The organism is Rhodanobacter sp. MP1X3 (assembly GCF_014207165.1).
Classification (GTDB): domain Bacteria; phylum Pseudomonadota; class Gammaproteobacteria; order Xanthomonadales; family Rhodanobacteraceae; genus Rhodanobacter.
In genome coordinates, this window is the sequence record NZ_JACHCO010000004.1 from 352,693 (window position 1) to 374,150 (window position 21,458).

Consider the following 21,458-nt stretch of genomic DNA (forward strand, 5'->3'; position numbering starts at 1 on the left):
TCTGCCAAACTCAGATGAACGATATGGATTTCGTCATGCAACGCAACCCGACCGACTCGCCAACCCATGCTGTTCCTGCCATCGATAGTCCAGCCAATTCATGGCAAGCCACCCATTTACGCGTACTGGTAGCCGACGACGATCCCAGTAGCTGCCGCTTTCTCTGTGATGGATTGCGCTCCATGGGAGCGCGCACCGAAGCCTGCACGAATGGTCTCACGGCACTGGAACGGGCGCAGGCCGAGAGCTTCGACCTGCTGCTGCTGGATTGCCGAATGCCCGGCGCTGGCGCGCTGGACATCCTGACCCAACTCCGTGAAGACGCGCACGCCCGCTCCGCTGACAGCACAGCCGTGGCCACCACCGCCGAACTGGCGCCGGGCGATCGCATGCCGCTGCTCGCCGCCGGCTTCAGTGAAATACTGCTCAAACCCTGTCGACTGACTGATCTGCAGCGTGTGCTGACACTATCGGATCGCAGCGGCATGGCGATACTCGACGATAGCGCCGCGATGATGACAACTGGCGACGCCACCACGATGCGCGCACTGCGCTTGCTGCTTCGCGAAGAGTTGGCCTTGCTGGAACGGGAACTGGATCAGATCAGCGCGGACCGCGCCGATTTCGGCGAACGTCTGCACCGGCTGCGCTCGTCATGCGGATTCTGTGGCGCCACTACGCTGTCGACGCAGACGGCTTTGCTGCAGCGGCAGCTGGCGCGAGCGAATATGGCGCCGGTGTCGCTGACGCGGTTCCGCCACGCATTGGTGGCGACCATGCAGGCACTGGATCGCTGATCCATTGCTTCAACGGCCGCCTCCGGCGGCGAATGATCAACGGCGCGAACCAGCCATCGCCAGTACACGCCAGGCACGCAGTTCACCACCACCGAGATGGAAGCGGATGATTTCGCGCATCAGATCACGCAGTGCGCGCAGGCCGGCGTTATCCGGCATCTGATCCTGCTGCAGTGCCAGCAAATCGCTGCCGCGCATCACTTTTGCATGGCTGGCAACGCTGCGTACGGCACCCTGATCGACCAGATAACGATAGTGTCCATCGGATTCCAGCGGCTCACCGTTTTCGGAGTCGTACTCCAGTTGCAGGCCATAGCCGATCGTTTCCAGCAGGTCGCGCTCGAAGCGGCGCAGCGTCCATGCCAGCGGCTCGCCCGTGGCCAGTCGCACCAGCGTCTTCGCGTAAACATCGAACAAACCAGGGAACGGGTCCTGGCGCTCGGTCAGACGCACCACCAGTTCATTCAGATAAAGGCTGGCCAGCGCAGCGTCGCCGATCATGCGCAGTGGAACGCCGACCGGCTCCACCGCTGTCAACGTCGCCAGTTCGCCGCGAAGCAGCAGATCCATCGCCACAGGCTGAAAAGGTTCGAGCTGCGCACGGCGCAGCCGGGCCTTTTCGCCGCGCACGCCACGCGCGATCACGCCGAGCCGGCCGTGTTCCCGAGTCAGGCATTCGAGCAACAGCGACGTCTCGCGATAAGGCCGCGCGTGCAGCACATAGGCGGGTTGCTGTTCGATGCGCATGGGAAAGTCCAGGGGCGAGGAACGAGGGCGTATCCATGGGAGGCGTTGCGAACCGCAAGGCTAACGCAGGCCAGTCGAACTTGCGTCCTCGCTACTCTCCCCTCGTCTTTCTCTCCTAATCCGTATACCCGAACTTCTTCAACATGTTCTCGTCGTCGACCCAGCCTTCGCGCACCTTCACCCACAGCTTGAGGAAGACCTTGCGCTCGAACATGCGCTCCATGTTGCGACGCGCGCCCGTGCCGATCGATTTGAGCTGGGCACCGCCGTTACCGATCACGATCGCTTTCTGGCCATCGCGTTCGACCCAGATGATGGCGTGGATCTCCGCGATGCCGTCGGGGCGGTCACTGAACTGCTCGATTTCCACCGTGGTGGCGTACGGCAATTCCTGATCGAGCCGCAACATCAGCTGTTCGCGCACCATCTCGGCGGCCAGAAAGCGCTCGCTGCGATCGGTGACTTCGTCATCGGCGTAGACTGGCGGTTGCACCGGCAGGCGCTTCAGAATGGCCTGCTCGAGTTCTTTCAGGCCCTGTTTTTTCAGCGCGCTGACGTAGTGGATTTCGTCATAGCTGTGCTTGGCCACCAGCTCGGTGACAAACGGCAGTATGACTGTCTTGTCCTTGCTCAGGTCGACCTTGTTGATCACCAGGATGCGCGGTGACGATTGCTCGACCAGCGCGGCGTACAGTGCCTCGTCCTCGTCGGTAAAACGACCGGCCTCAATCACCTGCACGACCAGATCGACATCGCTGATCGCCGAACGCGCCGCGCGGTTCAGGCTGCGATTCATCGCGCGCTTGGCGCCGCGATGCAGGCCGGGCGTATCGACGTACAGGATTTGTCCGGCTTCGCTGGTGGCAATGCCGAGAATGCGGTGGCGCGTGGTCTGCGGCCGCGGGCTGACGATCGACAGGCGAAAACCGATCAGCGCGTTCAGCAACGTGGACTTGCCCACGTTGGGACGGCCCGCCAAAGCCACCGTGCCGCAGCGAAAATCATCGTGCGGCAGGCTGGGGCCAGTGTCGTCGGTTAAGTCCAGTTCGTGATTCATGACATGAGTTGCTCGACAAGTCGGACGGCAAGTGTAGTGCTTCGCCGCAAACAGCATGGAAAGGGACCCGCCCGCGCGAGGCACGTGGTGGGTTTCGGTACTCATATCGGCCAGCACCGGCGATGACGAAGAGATCAGGAAGTCTTACGCTGCTTTTCCAGCAGCTGGGTCAGCACGATCTCGGCTGCGTCCTGTTCGGCCGCGCGTCGACTGTCACCGCGGGTCTCGGCACTTAGCGGTAGCGGTTCGCCAATGGCACAACGGATGTCGAACGTCTTTGCATGATCCTCGCCGTGACTGGCGAGCAGATCATATTGTGGCAGCGGCCAGCCACCAGCCTGCAGATACTCCTGCAGACGGGTCTTGGCATCCTTGGACGATCGCCGCAACGCGGTGACACGTTCACTGAAGAGTCCGCGCAGCACCTCGCGGCAGGCATCGAAACCGCCATCCAGATAGACCGCGGCAATCAGCGCTTCGAACGCATCAGCCAGGATCGAATCACGCCTGAAGCCACCGCTCTTCAGTTCGCCAGGACCCAGTTTCAGGCCGTCGCCCAGCTCCAGCTCGCGCGCCACCGCAGCCAGCGCCTGACCGTTGACGAGCTGCGCGCGCAGCCGGGACAGCTCGCCTTCGCTGGCCTTGGGATGAACTTCATACAGCAGCTCGGCAATGACTGCGCCCAACAGCGCATCGCCAAGAAACTCGAGTCGCTCGTTATTCGGCTTGCCGATACTGCGATGGGTCAGTGCCAGCTGCGCCAGCGCCGGATCGCTAAAACGGTAGGACAGCTGCACCATTTATTCCGCTACGTTGCCCTGCAGCGCTACGCTCTTGTCGAAGTGCAGCAGGAAATCGATGTTGTACATGAAGGGGATTTTCTTGTCGTAATCGACATTGAGCGTGCTAGCGCCGCCCGCATCACGCTTGATGGTGACGTCGGCGGGCTTGATCGTGGCATCGTCCACATACTGGAAACCCAGCTTGAACGCCAGGTCGCGGCGGATCTCGTCCAACGACTTGCCGTTGGTACCGGCGGTGGCGATCTGGTTCATCGCCTTGCTTACACCCATGGCCTCGGAATACGACGGCAACAGCTTCATGGCCATGAAAGCGAAGAAGCCCACGATGACGATGATGAATAAAAACCCGATCAGAGTGACGCCCGACTGCTTCGATTTCATAGTCCCCTCACTATGCCGCCCGCAGGGCGTGCCTGTTGTTGAAGTGCTGCTGGATGAAAATCTTGCCGGAATGCTTGGACAGCCACTCGACAGTGTTTGCTGTGGCTTATCGGCATCACTTTATTGATACGCCGAACGACAGATGGCTTTGCTGACGCAGCTCCCAGATAAGCGGATTCTCGCATGCTCAGCGAACTTGTGTTGCAGCCGCACAAAAAAATGTGCGCCGGCTCGAACGCAATCGCTCAGTGAATCAGCGTACCGATGCGCGAAAAATCCACGCCGCCAGTGTGCAAGCCCTTCCAGCTCATCCAGATCAGGAAAGCCTTGCCAGCCAGATTCTGTTCCGGCATGCACCCCCACCACCGACCATCGAGGCTGTTTTCGCGATCGTCGCCCATCACCAGATAGCAGCCCTGTGGCACCTTGGAAGGCACCAGCGGGTTGGGAATGGGATTGGTCGACATACGCAGCGGCATGCGCGCGATCAGATGATCGCGATTGCCCAGATGTTCGTTCCAGATGGTGGCGCCGAAATTCAATAGTTCGCCATCCTCATCACGCAGCGGGTTGCCGACGAAGGGACCGATCTCGTCGGCAACGACCGGCTTGCCGTTGATGATGATCTGGCTGTCGTGCACTTCGATGGTGTCGCCAGGCAGACCAATCACACGCTTGATCCAGTTCTGGCTGGTGACCGGCAGGCGCGGCATTGGGCAGGCATCGTCATCGCCCAACCGCGGCGGGCCACTTTCACTGCCGCCCACGCGGATCAGCTTGCCGCTTTCATCCTTGCACAAATAACCGGGAAACCGGAACACCACTACATCACCGCGCTTGGGCTCGCCCAGGCTCAGGAATTTGTTGTTGAAGGCCGGTAGGCGGAGGCCGTAGGCAAACTTGTTGACGAGAATGAAGTCGCCCACGTCCAGCGTCGGCATCATCGAGCCGGAGGGAATGCGGAACGGCTCGGCCACGAACGAGCGCAGCAGCAACACTACCAACACCACCGGAAACAACGAGCGCGCCCAGTCGACCGGCACAGGATCGGTATATTCGGTACCGGCCGCATCGAGACGTGCCTTGCGTTTCTTGTACAGGAACAGGCGATCCAGACCCCACACCACGCCAAACAGCACGGTGAGGCCAAGCAGAATCGCTGAAAAATCGAAATCCATGTGTTGCTCCGTCGTTGTCCTGTCCAGCCCAGTTTCAATTTGGTTCCGGGCGGATCATGGCCTAAATCAATGGCACAGCGCTTATTTATCCACTCGCAGCACGGCAAGAAAGGCTTCCTGCGGGATTTCCACGCGCCCGACCTGCTTCATGCGCTTTTTGCCTTCCTTCTGCTTTTCCAGAAGCTTCTTCTTGCGGCTCACGTCGCCGCCATAGCACTTCGCCAGAACATTCTTGCGCAGGGCTTTCACGGTGGACCGGGCGATGATCTGCGCACCGACGGCAGCCTGGATCGCCACGTCGAACTGCTGGCGTGGGATCAAGTCCTTCATCCGCTCGACCAGTTCGCGTCCTTTGCGATCGGCATGACTGCGATGCATGATCAGGCTCAGTGCATCGACGCGATCACCGTTGATCAGCACATCCGTACGCACAAACGGGCCGGCCTCGAAACGATCAAAGTGATAGTCCATCGACGCATAGCCGCGCGACACCGACTTCAATCGGTCGAAGAAATCCATCACCACCTCGGCCAGCGGCATCTCGTAACTGATCTGCACCTGTGTCGCCAGATACTGGATCGAGCGCTGCACGCCGCGCTTCTCTTCGCACAGGGTGATCACGTTGCCGATGTAGTCCGGCGGTGTGAGGATATTGGCGACGATGATCGGCTCGCGGATTTCCTGTACCTGCGGCGACGACGGCAGCTTGGACGGGTTGTCCAGCATCATTGTGGTGCCGTCGGTTTTCAGGATCTCGTAGACAACGGTGGGCGCAGTGGTGATCAGGTTGAGATCGTATTCACGCTCGAGCCGCTCCTGCACGATTTCCATGTGCAGCATGCCGAGAAAACCGCAGCGGAAGCCAAAACCCATCGCCTCCGACGACTCCGGCTCAAAGAACAACGCCGCGTCGTTGAGGCGCAGCTTGTCCAGCGCCTCACGCATCGCCGGGTAGTCATCCGAAGACACCGGAAACAGGCCCGCGAACACGCGCGGCTGCATATGCTGAAAGCCGGGCAACGCCTTCTCTGCCGGTTTGCCGGCGTGGGTCAGCGTGTCGCCGACCGGCGCGCCGTGCACGTCCTTGATTGAGGCGTTGATCCAGCCCACTTCGCCAGCGCCCAGGTGATCGAGCTTCTTGCGCTTGGGCGTGAACACGCCGACATCGCCAACTTCATGCGTACGCCCGGTCGACATCACCAGCAGCTTGTCGCCGGAGCGGATCTCGCCCTGCATCACGCGCACCAGAGATACGACACCCAGGTAATTGTCGAACCAGGAATCGATGATCAGCGCCTGCAACCGGTCGGTATCACGCGGCTTGGGCGGCGGGATGCGGGCGATGATCGCCTCCAGCACCTCGATCACGTTGAGGCCAGTCTTCGCGCTGATCGCCACCGCATCGGTCGCATCGATGCCGATGACCGCCTCGATTTCAAGCTTTACCTTTTCAATGTCAGCCGTCGGCAGGTCGATCTTGTTGAGGATCGGTATCACTTCCAGCCCCTGCTCCACCGCGGTGTAGCAGTTGGCGACCGATTGCGCCTCAACGCCCTGCGCCGCATCCACCACCAGCAGCGCGCCTTCGCAGGCGGCCAGTGAGCGGCTGACTTCGTACGAGAAATCGACGTGACCGGGCGTGTCGATAAAATTCAGCTGGTAGGTCTTGCCGTCGCGCGCCGTGTAAGGCAGCGAAACCGACTGCGCCTTGATGGTAATGCCGCGCTCGCGCTCGATCGGGTTGTTGTCCAGTACCTGCGCTTCCATCTCACGATCGGCCAGGCCGCCGCAAAGCTGAATGATGCGGTCGGCAAGCGTCGACTTGCCGTGGTCGATATGGGCAATGATGGAGAAGTTGCGGATCAATTCCATGGAGCGCTGGCGGCCTGTCGAACGTGGGTCTGCCGCCAAACGCATCGCGCAGGCAGCGCATCACCGGCTGGCAATGCTAACCCCGTATTATCGCATGGAACCCCGCAGACTGGCCCGAACCGATGGAAGGACCTGATGGACAGGTCTCACATAGTGAATTTGCTGGCCATTGACCACGTCTCGTCCATGCCCGGCTGATGCCAGACATGAACGAGTCTCTCAAGGCTTTACTTGCCTTCAGGCACCGTGAGCCCGATGAACTGGCTCTGGTCACCCCGGCGAACCAGCAAAAGCACGGTGTCTCCTGGCTTCAGGCCCTTGGTTGCGGCCTGGAATGCAACCGCGCTGCCAATACGTTGCTGGTTCGCCATCAGAATGGCATCGCCCTGCTGCAGACCGGCACTCGAAGCGACCTGCCCGGTGATGCTGCTGATCTCGACACCGTCACCCGACTTCAGTCCAAGCTGCTGGCGCGTGGTTGCGTCGATGTCCTGTACCGAAAGACCCAGTGCCGTCGAGCCTGACGGAGCCGACGGTTGCTGCGCACCTGACGCCGTCGACACGGCACGGCCATCACGCGGTGCGGCACCCACGATCACCTCAATGGTTTTCTTCTTTCCATCGCGAATAATCTCCAACGGCACCTTGGTGCCCGGCTTGGTCAAACCGACCAGCGGCGGCAAATCAGGGGCCTGATTGATCGATTGCCCGTTGTAGCCGACGACGATGTCGCCAGCTTGCACACCAGCCTTGGCCGCGGCGCTGCCGGGATCAACATCGGAGACGATCGCACCATTCGCATTAGGCAGTTTCAGCGCCTTGACTACATCGTCGCTGAGCGGGCCGACATGCACGCCGAGCTGCCCGCGGGTGACAAACCCGTGCTGTTTGATTTGCTCCACGGCGCTCATCGCTACATCGATCGGGATCGAGAAGGCCACACCCTGATAACCACCAGTACTGGAATAGATCTGCGAATTGACGCCGACGACCTGGCCCTGCAGATTGAACAGCGGGCCACCGGAATTGCCACGATTGATCGGCACATCGGTCTGGATAAACGAGGTATACGGCTGATCACTGCTGCCCAGATTGCGGCCGATCGCACTGACGATGCCCTGCGTCACGGTGTAGTCGAAGCCGAACGGCGAACCGATCGCCAGCACCCACTGGCCAGGCTTGAGGCTACGCGAATCGCCGATGCTGACCATCGGCAGATTGTTGCCGTCGCTGATCTTCAGCAGCGCGATGTCGTATTTCGGATCGGTGCCAACCACCTTCGCGGTGAGCGTACGCCGATCCTGCAGGCGCACCGTCACTTCATCAGCACCATCAACGACATGGTTATTGGTCAGCACATAGCCATCGCGCGAAATGATGAAGCCCGAGCCCAGCGACGTGTGCTTCTGATCTTCAGGCGACGGCATCATCGGCATGCCGAAGAAGCGCCGGAGCATGTCCGCCTGTGGATCGTCGGGTGTGCCGTCCTGATCAGGACTTTGCTGGTCGGGGCTGGACCGATCCGGCGACGTACGCGACGGCTTGCGGCTTTTGCCAGTGTACTTGGCTTCGACATGCACCACGGCCGACGCATTTTTCTCGACGATACCGGTGAAATCAGGCAGAACTGCTGCGGTGGACGTGGATGCAGCCTGTGCCTGCGCACCGGCAACAGCAGCAAGGCTTACCCACGCGCAGCACACCGCAGTGCGCAAGATGGACCGATTCATGACTCCTCCTTGTTTGAAGTTGTTTGAAGTTGTTTGGAACGAATAAAGCACGACAGAATTCGCCGATTCATGCAGCCCCAGCAGCTACCGACCTTGGGCAATCGCGACTTGAGACAGGCAGATACAAAAAACCATCGGCCCAGTTAAGGGCCGATGGTCGATGTAACGCTTAGCTGCATGCAATCACCAGCAACTAGCCAGGCTCAGTGGACAGCCGCTGCGGCTTGACGCGATGGATTCCTCGACACCGACACCGGCTGTTGCTGTGGGTCGAGCAACAACAGGTAGCTGCCGTCGTTATTGTTCAACGTGCGATAGCGGTGCATCAGCGGATAGGCCGACAGGCGCTTGCTGCCGTAAACCGGCGGGTTCTCGCCTGGAAAGGCATCACTCGTGGCCGATGCCTGCTGACTCAACATACCCGCCGAATTGCCGCTCAACCATGCCGGCACAGTGGCAGGGACGGCCGATTTATTTATCGGCATGACGTCGGCAGAGACGTCAGCAACTGCACTGTTGGCACGCTGACCTGCCAATGTAGCCGTGCGGTCAACATCACCGGTTGGCTGACCGATCATCAAGGCAGCAGCAGCCACACTGGCAGCGATGGCGCCACCCGCTGACCAGCGTAACCAGTGGTTGCGCTTCGTACTGACGGGCGCCGCTTCCTGCTCGATCGCCAGCATGACGCGAGAGGCGAAAGTGGCGGAGGCCATCATTGGCAGCTGCCGACGTAGTCCGTCGCGGGCGAGATTGTAGTGAGTCCACGACTGTTGCAGCGTCGTATCGTGATCAAGCCGACGTAGCAGAAAGCGCATGGCTTCCTTGGATAGCTCACCGTCGATACCGGCGGAAAGCTGTTCGTTACCACCCTGATTTACATCCGCCTGAGTCATGTCTGCCTTATTCATGTCTTGTCCTCGCGGTCCGACAATAGTGGCCGCAGCTTTTCATCGATCGCTTCACGTGCCCGGAAGATACGTGAACGCACCGTACCGATCGGGCAACCCATCGCCTCTGCGATTTCGTCATAACTGAGACCATCCACTTCACGTAACGTAATGGCGGTGCGCAGTTCTTCAGGTAATGCTTGGACAGTGGAAAACACGGATTGTTCAATTTCCTGGCGCATCATTTCGCGTTCGGGCGTGGCGCTATCGTGCATGCGCTCGGCGCCGGCCATGAAAACCGCGTCTTCCGCGTCGACGTCGTCGGTCGGGGGGCGCCGACCCATCGCAACCAGATGGTTCTTGGCGGTGTTCACCGCAATCTTGTAAAGCCACGTATAGAACGCGCTGTCACCGCGGAACGAACCAATCGCCCGCCAGGCACGGATAAACGACTCCTGTGCGATGTCCTCGCACTCGGCATGACTGCGCACATAGCGGGACACCAGCCCGATGACCTTGTGCTGATACTTGCGCACCAGCAGATCGAAAGCTCGTTTGTCCCCGTTCTGAACCCGCTCGACCAGCGCGCGATCCAGTTCGTTTTCGCCCATTCGGGCTGTATCCATCGTCAATGCCATCATCCGCTGCGGGAACTGGTTTAAAACTGAACATGCGGCTCAGACCGCAATCGGGTGTTCAAGTTCAGCGTACACATAATATCGCGCCAACCATAACGCACCGCCTGTTGGCAGCTTGTCAGACCAGCACATTAGGCTTGTAGCCCACTTCGACCCAGGGCAGAGATTATGGGAACACCGCGCCCCAGCTCAAGCCGCTGTGGTGCTGCGCTCCTCCATCAGGCGCTGCCGCTCGGCCAGCATGTTGTCGAAGCTTAGCGTAGGCTGCGGCCGGCAGAACAGGTAACCCTGTAGCTCATCGCATTGGTGAGCGCGTAGAAATTCGAAGTGCTGCTCGGTCTCCACACCTTCGGCAACCACGGCACGCTTCAAGCGATGCGCCATATCGATGGTCGCGCGCACAATCGCCTCATCGTCGGGGTCGACACCGATATTGCGCACGAAGCTCTGGTCGATCTTGATGCGGTCGGCCGGTAACCGGCGCAGGTAATCGAGCGAGGCGGCGCCGGTGCCGAAGTCGTCGATAGCGATATGGCAACCCAATCGATGCAGCGCATTGAGATTTTCGATCAGGTTCGGCGCGGTCTTGATGCTGATGCTTTCGGTGATTTCCAACTCCAATAAGCTGGGGTCGAGCCCGGTTTCATCGAGTACCCTAGCGACCATGTCGACCAGATCCGGCTCGATCAGCTGCACCGCCGAGAGGTTCACACCCAGCCGCAACCGCAGTCCATAGCGTCGTTCCCACTCCTGCGCCTGCAGACATGCTGTGCGCATAACCCACTCGCCGATCGACACGATCAAGCCCGTTTCCTCGGCCAGCGGAATGAACACCGCCGGGCTGATCATGCCCAGCTCGGGGTGCTCCCAGCGCACCAGCGCCTCCATCCCGACGATGTCCTCGCTCGTTGTATCAACCTGAGGCTGGTAGACCACGCGCAGTTCGCCATTGCCCTCGGCATGACGCAGGCGCGATCGCAGCACCGTACCGTGTTGCTGCGCATACTCGGGACTCATCTCGTAAATTTTGAACGTATTGCGCCCCTGATGCTTGGCCGCATACATCGCTTCGTCAGCATGCCTGAGCAGGGTTTCCGTATCGGTTGCATCATCGGGGAAGAAACTCAAGCCCATCGATGCACCGAGCTGCAGCTCGGTCCCGCTATCCAGGCTCAGCGGCATGCCCATGACCTGCATGATTTTTTCAGCTACCCGCGAAACATCGTCGTTTTTGACGATATGCCGCAGTACCACGATGAACTCGTCGCCCGCGTAACGCGCCACCGTGTCGGAAGCACGAACGCTAGTGCTCAGACGCTGCGCGACGACACGCAAAACCTGATCGCCGGCGGCATGCCCGTAGGTATCGTTGATGATCTTGAAGCGATCAAGATCGACGAAAAGCACGGCAAAGCACTCACCGTTGCGTGTCGCCTCATGGATGATTGTATTCAGCCGGTCGTTGAACAGTAGCCGGTTCGGCAGACCGGTCAACGCATCGACCAACCCCTCGGCACGCCCCTGAGCGCGCGTGCGGTTCAACTCAAGCACCTGCGCAAAGCGTGCGGCCGCACAGCGCAATACTGGTTCGATGATGGACATCTCGCCAAAGCCCTTACGGCTGCCGGCGAGCATCGCGCCAAGCACCGTATGGCGCTCATCGTAGAGTGGCAAGCCGGCAAAACCCACCAGATCAAGCTGCAGCAGCAGCGGATCCATCGGTGCCAGTCGGGTGGCATCGGTGCGATAGAAAAAGGGCTTGCCACCCAGCACTGATTGGAGCGAGCTTTGCACCTGCACGGCAGGCCACTCCAGATCGTCGCCGCTCCACAGCTGCAGCAACTGACTCGGCGCTTCGAAGCCGTCAAGACGGGCGGACCAGACGGTGAGGTAATCCAGCCCCAGTTCGTCGAACAGCAGTCGGGCTGCTGCAATTTGCGTATCCACGCCACTGGTGGACACAAACATGCGCGATAGCAACGAGAGCGCCGCTTCCGCGCGCAAGTCAGCACGATCGCTGCGAAACATCAGCGCCAGCGCGTCGAGCCCCGCGTGACGGATGCGCCGCGCGCTGGCCTGACCGGTATCCACGCCCTGAGCTGATTTGCGCTGGCATGGATACCACCGACGATCAGCGTCGAACAGCACCTGCTCGATCGCAACACCTTCGAACTGCAGCACTTCGGACAATGGCAGCCCTTGCCACTGGCTGGCTTGCAGGCGGCTGTGCCGGGCCACCGTCGGACTGACTTCCAACAGGCATTGGGATTGCGGATCGACGATCAGCCACTCGCTATCGCCCTCGTCGAACAGATAGCGGTAATCGCCCTGCCCTTCGATGCTTGTAACGACAGCGGTTGGCTCCGTTTTCGCGCGGACCGGCAAAGTCATTTCCACGCGACGCCAGCGGGTGGCCAGCTCGCTGCTGATCTGCGTAGCACGCAACCAGTCGGAAACACCTACTGGCAACTCGATCGGATCAAACGACGCCTCCTCCGTAACCACCGCGATCAGCGGTACCTCGGCGCCACCGGATAGATCCTTCAGCTGCTCGCAAGTGATACGTGCCTGCTGCGCATCACCCGAGAATACGGCGATGATCAACTGCAATGCCGGGCGACCTTCCAACAGGATGGCTGCATGCGACACATCGCGTGCGCTGTGGATGCTCGAATAACCCGCCTGATCGAGCGCATCGAACAGGTTACGACGCAGCTCACGCTCCGTAGCCACCACCAGAATGCCGGAATGCGCGCTCATCAGTCTCAAACCAGCCAACGGCCGTCGCGCAGACGCAGGCGCTTGGAGGAGCTGTCTTTGCTGTTCAGACGCACCGTCAAATCGCCAAGATGCTCGGCCAATGCGGCAGGCACATCGATCAACACCACGCGTCGCAAGTGTTCTTTCGGCATGCGTGCGAGCTGGCGCAGCAACGTGGCGTCCATCGCCGATAGTGGCAGTTCCAGCCCAACCAAAAAGTAGATACCGAAATGCATGCTTTGCTGCATGTAGCGCAGCGCACTACCCAGACGTTGACAATCGGGAACGCGCACATGTGCATCGCGAAGGCTGCCCAATCCGGTATCGGGTTGCCAAAGGTACATGGCCTGACCGGTATTGCGCGCGACGGCACGAAACTGACCGATCAATGCCAGAGCGTCAGGACTGTCAAGCACGACAAGCCCGCTCGCAGCACCGATGATGCGCTCGAGAATCTCCGCTGCCTGCGGTGCAGCGGCGGTCATGCCGGAATCCATGGTTTCCCCGTCCTTCGAGATAGCGGTAACGGAGCCCCACACGCCCAGGTCAATCGGCCGTTCATTAAGCGGTGGATGGGGTATCGCTTTTGAGCTGCTGAACCACCGAGCATCGACATCTTCTTTTCAATAAGGCCGAATGCGGTTGCGTTTTCACGCAGCGAGGCTGATCGGTCAGGTCCGTCGCTATTCCGTCCGAGATTTCACACCGGCTTTACTTTACGGTCAAGTACACCGGTCACATCTCGCAATCAAGCCGTCGGAACGGTATGGTTCCAATCTCTCCCACTGACGTTTGCATGCTTATGTTCGAAGGATTGCGATTCAACCATTGGAAGACCAGCCAAAGCGACGATGGCATCGTCACTCTCAGTCTCGACCGAGAGGGCAGCAGCGTCAATGCGATTTCGCGCGCTGTGCTCAACGAGCTCGAGCAGATTGTCGAACGCTTGGCGATAGAGAAACCGGCCGGCGTCATCATCCATTCGGCGAAGCCCTCAGGATTCGCCGTCGGCGCCGACATCAAGGCGTTTCTCGAATACGCAAAAAATGACACTGTGCTCGAAAATATCGAACACGGCCAACGCGTTTATGAAGCGCTTGCAAAACTCCAGTGTCCGACCGTCGCGGCCGTTCACGGCGCCTGCATGGGCGGCGGCACCGAACTGATACTGGCCTGCCGCCAGCGCATTGCGGCAGACGATGAAAAGACCAGGATCGGCCTACCCGAAGTCATGCTTGGCATCCATCCCGGCTGGGGCGGTACCGCGAGGCTGCCGCGACTGATTGGTGCGCCCGATGCGCTGCCGATCATGCTGACCGGCCGGGCACTGTCGGCCAAGCGTGCGTTCGCCATGGGTGTGATCGATCGCCTGTCACGACCCGAGGAACTGCTGGCCGAAGCACGCCATCTACTGCGCCGTCCGCAGACACGTCCGTTCGCTCGCCGCGCCAAAGCGTGGGCAACCAATACCTGGCTGGCCCGACAGATTCTTGCGCCAGTGATGATCAAGCAGACTGCCGCCAAAGTTCGCAAAGAACATTACCCGGCCCCGTTCGCCATGATCGACGTGTGGAAGCGCGGCGGCTCCAGCATCACCCAGCGGCTGAAGCTGGAAGCGCGCTCGGTAGCCAAGCTGGCGAAGACGCCGACGGCGCAAAATCTGATTCGCATCTTCTTCCTGCAGGAACGGTTGAAAGGCCAAGGTGCCGGCGTCGACGCCGCAATCCAACATGTACACGTGGTTGGTGCCGGCGTGATGGGCGGCGACATTGCCGCTTGGGCAGCCTTCCGTGGCTTCGAGGTAACCCTGCAGGATCGCGAGATGAAGTTCATCCAGCCTGCACTGGATCGCGCCCGCCAGCTGTACGAGAAAAAGCTCAAGACACCTGAAAAAATCGAGCAGACCACACGCCGCCTGCGCGCCGATGTCGAGGGCAAGGGCGTGGCCAGCGCCGACCTGGCGATCGAGGCGATCTACGAGAATGCCGAGGCCAAGCGTGAACTTTACGGAAAAATTGAGCCGCAGTTCCAGGGCAATCAGATTCTCGCCAGCAATACCTCGAGTATTCCGCTCGATGAACTACGCATGGGGCTGGCCGCACCACAGCGCTTTCTCGGCCTGCACTTCTTCAACCCGGTGGCGCAGATGCCACTGGTCGAGGTGGTACGACACGACAAGCTTGATCCAGAGATCGAAAAACGCGCGCTGGCCTTCTGCAAGGCGATTGGCAAGCTACCGGTAGCGGTCAAGGGCACGCCCGGCTTCCTGGTCAACCGCATCCTGATGCCCTATCTGCTCGAAGCCATGCGGCTTTACAGCGAAGGCGTGCCTGGCCCGGTGCTCGACCGCGAAGCGAAAAAATTCGGCATGCCCATGGGTCCGATCGAACTGGCCGATACGGTAGGCTTGGACGTCTGTGCATCGGTGGGCAAAGAGCTCGCGCCGTTCCTCGGACTGGAAGTACCACCAGGGCTCGAAGACAAGATGGAGGTCGGCAAACGTGGCAAGAAAGACGGCCAGGGCTTATACACATGGAGTGAAGGCAAGCCGCAAAAGCCCGAAGTCGACAAGGACTACGTCATGCCGCCGGATCTGCAGGAACGCATGATTCTGCCGATGGTCAATGAAGCCATTGCCTGCCTCGCCGATGGCGTGGTCGACGATGCCGATCTTCTCGATGCCGGCGTGATCTTCGGTACCGGGTTTGCGCCATTTCGTGGTGGCCCGATCCAGTACGTTCGGACCGAAGGCGCTGACAAACTCAAGCAGAGGCTGGAGCAACTGGCGCAGCGCTATGGGGATCGTTTTCGTCCCAAGCAGGGCTGGGATCATCCGGCGTTGGCACCACAGACTCTCGAGCAGCAGGCGGGATCACTCGGTGTCGCGTCAGCCTGAAGTGCATTTGGCGTAGTTGCCACCGACATTCTCAGAAAAAGCCCGGCCATGAGCCGGGCTTTTGTTGAGCATAATCGTTGGAGCGTCAAGCGACGAACTTCGCCCAGTCGCTCGTGTTCACCACATCAAATCGTCGGGCACGCCATCGTCGGCCATACCGCCGCTGCCCGGCTCGACCAGCAGCGCCAGTTGATGTGCGTCGATTGCCCGCACCTGCTCGGCGACTTCGCGACTGACCAGAAAATAGCGCCCGGCCTGCTGCACTACGCCAAGCTCACCGGCGTTGAGCGCGGCCAACTGCGCAGCATCCACGTGCACGCGTCGGATCTTGCCGCCGTATTCAAAATTACGCGGCTGATCGGCGTCTGGCTTGTTGAGTGTCTTGCCTTCGAGCAATTGCTGGATCTTCAGCTTGCGCTCGCGGCGCAGCCGTGCCTGCTCGGCAGCCTCCTGCTCGACGCGCTTGCGTTCGCTGGCTTCCGTTTGCGCGCGAATCGCGTAAGCCTTGGCCAGATCGATCTCGCTCTGATCCTTGCTAGGCGGTCGCGAAGTATTTTTATTCTGCGATTGATGCGGCTTGCCGCCAGAGTGCGCTGGCTTGGCGCCTTTGCCTTTGTATGCAGACCGGCTGCTTTGCGGCGGCGGCTTGGGCTTGCTGTCGTGAAGTTGTTTGACGATGCCGCTTTTCAGCAGCAGGTCGCGGAGAGAGTCGGCCATGCTGGCAATCCGTGATCGGAGGATTTGATGATTATTCTGATGGTCAATAATGCGGCGGTGGCGGTTCGCTGTGCGAATCATCCGCCTGTCCGATCCGCATGGACGAAAGTTCGCCCCGCAAATCGCGCAGCGCTCGTTCCAGCGACGCAATGCGCACGGACTGATCGGCATCGGCGGACGCCAGCGCCTGCACCGTATCATCGATAAACGTCAGCTTGACCTCCATTTCGGTCAGCCGCTGCTCGAGCGTATCGATAGGAATGCTCATGGCTTCCTCTCTATGCCTTCAGCTGCAAGCTGCGACCGCGGCCGATGCCGTAATAGGCAACACCCGCCTCTTCGACGGCAGCCGGATCGTAAAGGTTGCGTCCATCGAAGATGGCCCGCTCGCCGAGCATGCTGCCAATACGCAGGAAGTCCGGGCTGCGAAAGGCTTTCCACTCGGTCACGACCGCCAGTACATCCGCGCCTTGCAATGCATCGTATGCACTTTTGCACAACACCAGATCCGTACGCTCACCATAGAGCCGGTGCGTTTCCTCGCTCGCCTGGGGATCAAATGCGCGGACCTTGGCACCTGCTTTCCATAGCGCTTCCATCAGATGCCGACTGGACGCCTCACGCATGTCATCGGTGTTCGGTTTGAATGCCAGCCCCCATAGCGCGATCGTCCGACCGCTCAGTTCGCCATTGAAGTGGCGCGTGATCAGTTCGAACAATTTGTCTTTCTGCTGCCGGTTTACCGCTTCGACCGCAGTGAGCAGTCGCGCGTCATAGCCATAGCTGCGCGCCGTGCGCTCGAGCGCCTGAACGTCCTTGGGGAAACACGAGCCGCCGTAACCCGCACCCGGATAAATAAAATGGTAGCCGATGCGTGGATCCGAACCAATGCCTTGTCGCACCAGTTCCACGTCAGCACCGACACGTTCGGCAATGTTGGCGATCTCGTTCATGAAACTGATCTTGGTTGCCAGCATGGCGTTGGCGGCGTACTTGGTCAGCTCGGCGGAACGCTCGTCCATCACCACCATGCGATCGTGATTGCGGTTGAACGGCGCATAGAGTTTGCGCAACACCGCCACAGCACGCTCGCTGGACGCACCGACGATGATGCGATCAGGCCGCAGGCAATCCTCGACAGCCGCGCCCTCTTTCAGAAATTCGGGATTGGACACCACGTCAAATTCGACGTGGGCGCTACGCTGATTCAACTCGGCGCTGATGGCTGCGCGTACACGATCGGCGGTACCCACTGGCACGGTCGATTTATTGACGACCACCGCATAACGATTCAAGTGGTTGCCGATGGTCTTGGCGACTTCCAGCACGTAGCTGAGATCAGCACTACCGTCCTCGTCCGGTGGCGTACCTACCCCGATGAAAATAATTTCACCGTGTGCAATGGCCGCAGCTGCCTCGGTGGTGAAATTCAGTTGGCCGCTGGCATGGTTGCGTTTGACGATGGCTTCCAGACCAGGCTCGTAAATCGGAATTTCACCGCGTTTCAGCCGTTCGACCTTGCCGATATCGATGTCGACGCAGACGACGTGATTACCCATTTCGGCCAGGCACGCGCCGGTGACGAGTCCCACATAACCCGTACCAAAAATTGTGATCTTCATCATCGCTGGGACGATTTCCTTGGAGCATCAGCCACACATTCTAACTGGCTGCGGATTTTGCATCGAGTTGCCGCTGACAAAGCAAAGGGCGCGAATCGCTTCGCGCCCTTTGCTGTCTCGGGTCGATTAGACCTCGAACTTATTACTGACCACCGGGACCGGCAGCACCCGGAGCGCCACCTGGAGCAGCGCCAGCTGGCGTCGGACCGGTCTTGACCAAGGTCACGTCGAAAATCAACGTGGCATTCGGCGGCATCGGCGGCTGCGGCTCGGCACCGTAGGCCAGCGTCGACGGGATGTACAGCTTGTAGTGACCGCCAACCTGCATCAGCTGCAGACCTTCGCGGAAACCGGGGATCACGCCAGCCAGCGGAATCGAGGCCGGACCCGGCGGATTGTGCTTGGCCGAAGCGTCGAACACCTGACCATTGACGAACGTACCGGTGTAGTCGATCTGCACGGTGTCATTCGGACCCGGACGGGCGCCCGTGCCTTGGCTGACCACCTGATACTGCAGACCGGACGCGGTGGTCTTCACACCAGGTGCGCTCTTGTTCTTGGCCAGGAATGCATCGCCCTCGGTCTTGTTCTTCGCACCGACGCGAACCATCTCAGCCTGATACTTGGCCTGAATCTTTGCCATGAAAGCATCATGCACTTCCTTGGCTTCGGCATCGCTCATGGTCGGCTTCTGACCGGACAGTGCGGCCTGAACAGCACGGCCTACAGCAGCCGCATCCAGTTCGTCGCGCATGATCGGTGGAACCTGGGAAGCAATCTCCCAACCGACCACATAGCTGGCCTTGGCCTTGTCGACCGTGCCCGTGGCGGCGGCGCCGGTTTTGGCAGCCTGGGCGTACACGCTCGCAGTCATGCCCAGCGCAACAGCCATCGCGGCTGCTGTCAGCGTGGGACGCAGAAATTGCTTCATTCGTAACTCCCTCGTGTTTTGATTTGCCGGCATTGCCAACCGGGCCCCCCCAATGGAGGCAGGCCACACATTGTGAGGCGCTAGTCCAATCTTGGCAACGTTGCCATGCAAGGACCGTCATTCAGCATAAAGGTTCATTGCGCGGCGCTTCATCCAGCCTGATGGCCCCGATCAGTCCATTAACTTCATGGTGGTGCGGGCTTTTCCAGGGTTTCCTTGAGCGCCGCCTGCAATCGCGCGTGCATCTTGACCATCCCTCGCCATAGCACGATCGCAAGAACCAGACCGACCAGTATCAGCGAGAGCGCTACACCGCGCGGCGGCAGGATCGCCGAACCTAATGCACCAACCAGCAACGCAAGCGCAAACAGGGTTGCCAACGGAATAACGCGCGCCAGCACGCTTCGAATTGCCTGCGTGTAAGAACCGGTAAACCGCTCACGTATGCCCAGTTCTGCCAGCACCATGCCCAGCGCCTCGGCCTTGCGGTAGACCGCAATCAGCATCGGTAACGAAAGAAATAACGCACACGCCCAGATAACCGTATGACGCAGATCACGCCCGATGCCAAACAGAGTGAACCAGTCCCAGTTGTGCGCATTTATGTAGGCACCGATGATGAAAAGCGCCACCACCAAAAGTACGTTGACCGCGATGTGCCACAGCAATCGGCGGAAAATCGCGGCTATCGCGGCGTTTTCATTGACTGGCTTCAGGTTCTCCAGCCAGCCGCTGTAGCTGGTTGCCAAAAGCCGCACCGGACGTGGTGTGACCGCTCGCAATCCATTCGCCAGGCTGTCGGCGGAGCGCGCCAGATAGGGCGATGCCGCCATGCACACGACGGATACCGCCACCGCAATCGGATAAATAAAGTCGCTGATCACATGTAGTGACAGCCCCAGCGTCGCGATCACAAAAGAGAACTCGCCGATCTGCGCCATGCCCAGACCCGAGCGCAGCGACGTGCGTGCATCGTGACCAACGATAAAGATACCCAGGCTGCAAGCCACCGTTTTGCCGATGATAACTACCGTGGCGATAAGCACCGCGGGCAACGCGTATTGCACCAGCATCACCGGGTCGATCTTCAGTCCAATCGCCACGAAAAACAGCGCGGCGAACATATCGCGCAACGGCTCAATCAGCCGCATCACCCGATTGACGCTCTGCGACTCCGCCACCACAGCACCGGCGAGAAATGCGCCCAGCGCCACGCTGAAACCCATCCAGACGGCGAGCAGGCTCGCGCCAAAACAGATGCCCAGCACGCTGACCAGCAACGTTTCGTCGCGACCAAAACCGGCCACGTAATCAACCAGTCGCGGCAGCAATAGCAGGCCGAGAATCATCCCGACAATGACGAAAAGGCCCAAGTGGCCGATCAGCGTGAACGCCGTTTCAGCTTTCACCGAACCGCCGATCGCCACGGCCGTCAACAAGGTGAGCATCACAATGGTGAGCATGTCCTCAGCCACCAACAGACCCACCACCAGCTTGGCGAATGGCCGATGCCGCTGGCCGCTCTCGGACAACGTTCGGGTTGCCACCATGGTCGAGGACAGCGCAATGATCGCGCCGAGAAACAACGCATCCATGCCTTTCCAGCCGAACAGACTGCCGAGGCCGACACCGATCCACATCATCAGACCGACTTCGGCCACCGCCACCGCCAGTACGCCGATTCCGACTTCGCGCAATTTGCGCACACTGAACTCGAGACCGAGCGTGAACATCAGCAGCACGACGCCGAGATTGGAAATATCGTCAATCGCCTGCGGATCTGCCACCAGCATGCCAGGCGTATGCGGTCCGATCAGCACGCCGGCCAGGATGTAGCCCAGAAGCACGGGTTGCCGCAGGCGCTGAAAAAGAATCGTCGTGGCACCGGCCACGAGCATCACCATGGCAAGATCGCGAATAAAACCGATTTCGTGCATGCCTTGTCCGCTCTTGCATCAAGTCAATCGCAGCTTAAACGAAGCGCTTCGTTTTGGTATTCGCCTGATGTGCTGGCCTGTATCAACCGCGTGATAACAACTCGATCCTCATCGACGGCGCCAGCATGAAATCTGAAAAAAAGTCTTGACGGATATGTGACTCGGACCTATTCTTTCGGGCTTCCAGCAGCGGGGCCATAGCTCAGCTGGGAGAGCGCCTGCATGGCATGCAGGAGGTCGGCGGTTCGATCCCGCCTGGCTCCACCAACTTGAATTGTCCCCATCGTCTAGAGGCCTAGGACATCACCCTTTCACGGTGGCGACCGGGGTTCGAATCCCCGTGGGGACGCCAAGTTGACTCGTAATGCTGGAAAGATGTTGGAAAAATGCGGAGTGGTAGTTCAGTTGGTTAGAATGCTGGCCTGTCACGCCGGAGGTCGCGGGTTCGAGTCCCGTCCACTCCGCCACTAAACGGAAACCCGCCTTGCGCGGGTTTTTTGTT

The 21,458-nt window shown here is 59.9% G+C and carries 18 protein-coding genes and 3 tRNA genes; 5 read left to right on the top strand and 16 right to left on the bottom strand.

Annotated elements, in window-relative coordinates:
* The first annotated feature begins 35 nt into the window (after window positions 1-35).
* Window positions 36-797, top strand: a complete 762-nt coding sequence (locus tag HDE79_RS13055) for a response regulator (RefSeq protein ID WP_184602407.1) — start codon at window positions 36-38, stop codon at window positions 795-797.
* A gap of 36 nt (window positions 798-833) precedes the next feature.
* Here HDE79_RS13055 and recO read toward each other — a convergent pair whose 3' ends face one another.
* From recO to HDE79_RS13110, 11 genes are all read right to left on the bottom strand, one after another.
* A complete protein-coding gene (gene recO / locus HDE79_RS13060; protein ID WP_184602408.1) occupies window positions 834-1,544 on the bottom strand; it encodes a DNA repair protein RecO in 711 nt (236 codons plus the stop codon).
* Window positions 1,545-1,659: 115 nt separating this feature from the next.
* The gene (gene era / locus HDE79_RS13065) at window positions 1,660-2,601 is read right to left on the bottom strand and encodes a GTPase Era (RefSeq protein WP_184602409.1); all 942 of its coding nucleotides are present in this window, start codon (window positions 2,599-2,601) and stop codon (window positions 1,660-1,662) included.
* Between the two features lie 134 nt (window positions 2,602-2,735).
* Window positions 2,736-3,398, bottom strand: coding sequence for a ribonuclease III (gene rnc, locus HDE79_RS13070; RefSeq protein WP_184602410.1), 663 nt, complete (start codon window positions 3,396-3,398; stop codon window positions 2,736-2,738).
* Window positions 3,399-3,401: 3 nt separating this feature from the next.
* Window positions 3,402-3,785, bottom strand: coding sequence for a DUF4845 domain-containing protein (locus tag HDE79_RS13075; RefSeq protein WP_184602411.1), 384 nt, complete (start codon window positions 3,783-3,785; stop codon window positions 3,402-3,404).
* A gap of 245 nt (window positions 3,786-4,030) precedes the next feature.
* Entirely contained in the window at window positions 4,031-4,963 is a 933-nt protein-coding gene (lepB, locus tag HDE79_RS13080) for a signal peptidase I (protein WP_184602412.1), read from the bottom strand.
* A gap of 81 nt (window positions 4,964-5,044) precedes the next feature.
* Window positions 5,045-6,835 carry a translation elongation factor 4 gene (gene lepA, locus HDE79_RS13085; protein WP_184602413.1) on the bottom strand — a complete coding sequence of 597 codons (1,791 nt, stop codon included), beginning with the start codon at window positions 6,833-6,835 and terminating at the stop codon, window positions 5,045-5,047.
* Between the two features lie 227 nt (window positions 6,836-7,062).
* A complete protein-coding gene (locus tag HDE79_RS13090; protein WP_184602414.1) occupies window positions 7,063-8,565 on the bottom strand; it encodes a DegQ family serine endoprotease in 1,503 nt (500 codons plus the stop codon).
* A 203-nt stretch (window positions 8,566-8,768) separates the two neighbouring features.
* On the bottom strand, window positions 8,769-9,476 hold the full coding sequence (locus HDE79_RS13095; protein ID WP_255488406.1) for a sigma-E factor negative regulatory protein: 708 nt from the start codon (window positions 9,474-9,476) through the stop codon (window positions 8,769-8,771).
* Entirely contained in the window at window positions 9,473-10,066 is a 594-nt protein-coding gene (gene rpoE / locus HDE79_RS13100; protein ID WP_184602556.1) for an RNA polymerase sigma factor RpoE, read from the bottom strand. The genes HDE79_RS13095 and rpoE overlap by 4 nt, the downstream gene beginning before the upstream one ends.
* 216 nt (window positions 10,067-10,282) lie before the next feature.
* Complete coding sequence (locus HDE79_RS13105; protein ID WP_184602415.1) at window positions 10,283-12,853, bottom strand: EAL domain-containing protein; 2,571 nt, start codon at window positions 12,851-12,853, stop codon at window positions 10,283-10,285.
* Between the two features lie 5 nt (window positions 12,854-12,858).
* Window positions 12,859-13,350, bottom strand: a complete 492-nt coding sequence (locus HDE79_RS13110) for a hypothetical protein (protein WP_184602416.1) — start codon at window positions 13,348-13,350, stop codon at window positions 12,859-12,861.
* A 299-nt stretch (window positions 13,351-13,649) separates the two neighbouring features.
* On the opposite strand from HDE79_RS13110, the gene HDE79_RS13115 reads away from it, so the two are divergent.
* Window positions 13,650-15,749: a 3-hydroxyacyl-CoA dehydrogenase NAD-binding domain-containing protein gene (locus HDE79_RS13115; RefSeq protein WP_184602417.1), complete on the top strand. Its 2,100-nt coding sequence runs from the start codon at window positions 13,650-13,652 to the stop codon at window positions 15,747-15,749.
* Window positions 15,750-15,866: 117 nt separating this feature from the next.
* Here the strand turns inward: HDE79_RS13115 and HDE79_RS13120 are convergent, their stop codons facing one another.
* The 5 genes from HDE79_RS13120 to HDE79_RS13140 form a co-directional block, all read right to left on the bottom strand.
* Window positions 15,867-16,466, bottom strand: a complete 600-nt coding sequence (locus tag HDE79_RS13120) for a DUF2058 family protein (protein WP_184602418.1) — start codon at window positions 16,464-16,466, stop codon at window positions 15,867-15,869.
* 43 nt (window positions 16,467-16,509) lie between these two features.
* The gene (locus tag HDE79_RS13125) at window positions 16,510-16,734 is read right to left on the bottom strand and encodes a SlyX family protein (protein ID WP_184602419.1); all 225 of its coding nucleotides are present in this window, start codon (window positions 16,732-16,734) and stop codon (window positions 16,510-16,512) included.
* A gap of 10 nt (window positions 16,735-16,744) precedes the next feature.
* Window positions 16,745-18,088, bottom strand: coding sequence for a UDP-glucose/GDP-mannose dehydrogenase family protein (locus HDE79_RS13130; protein ID WP_184602557.1), 1,344 nt, complete (start codon window positions 18,086-18,088; stop codon window positions 16,745-16,747).
* A 142-nt stretch (window positions 18,089-18,230) separates the two neighbouring features.
* Window positions 18,231-19,019, bottom strand: coding sequence for an FKBP-type peptidyl-prolyl cis-trans isomerase (locus tag HDE79_RS13135; RefSeq protein WP_184602420.1), 789 nt, complete (start codon window positions 19,017-19,019; stop codon window positions 18,231-18,233).
* Between the two features lie 185 nt (window positions 19,020-19,204).
* Window positions 19,205-20,956 carry a cation:proton antiporter gene (locus HDE79_RS13140; protein WP_184602421.1) on the bottom strand — a complete coding sequence of 584 codons (1,752 nt, stop codon included), beginning with the start codon at window positions 20,954-20,956 and terminating at the stop codon, window positions 19,205-19,207.
* Window positions 20,957-21,147: 191 nt separating this feature from the next.
* On the opposite strand from HDE79_RS13140, the gene HDE79_RS13145 reads away from it, so the two are divergent.
* The 3 genes from HDE79_RS13145 to HDE79_RS13155 all read left to right on the top strand — a co-directional run bounded on the left by HDE79_RS13145 (window position 21,148) and on the right by HDE79_RS13155 (window position 21,423).
* A tRNA-Ala gene (locus tag HDE79_RS13145) sits at window positions 21,148-21,223 on the top strand.
* A 9-nt stretch (window positions 21,224-21,232) separates the two neighbouring features.
* A tRNA-Glu gene (locus HDE79_RS13150) sits at window positions 21,233-21,308 on the top strand.
* A 38-nt stretch (window positions 21,309-21,346) separates the two neighbouring features.
* Window positions 21,347-21,423: transfer RNA gene (locus tag HDE79_RS13155), tRNA-Asp, on the top strand.
* Window positions 21,424-21,458 lie beyond the last annotated feature (35 nt).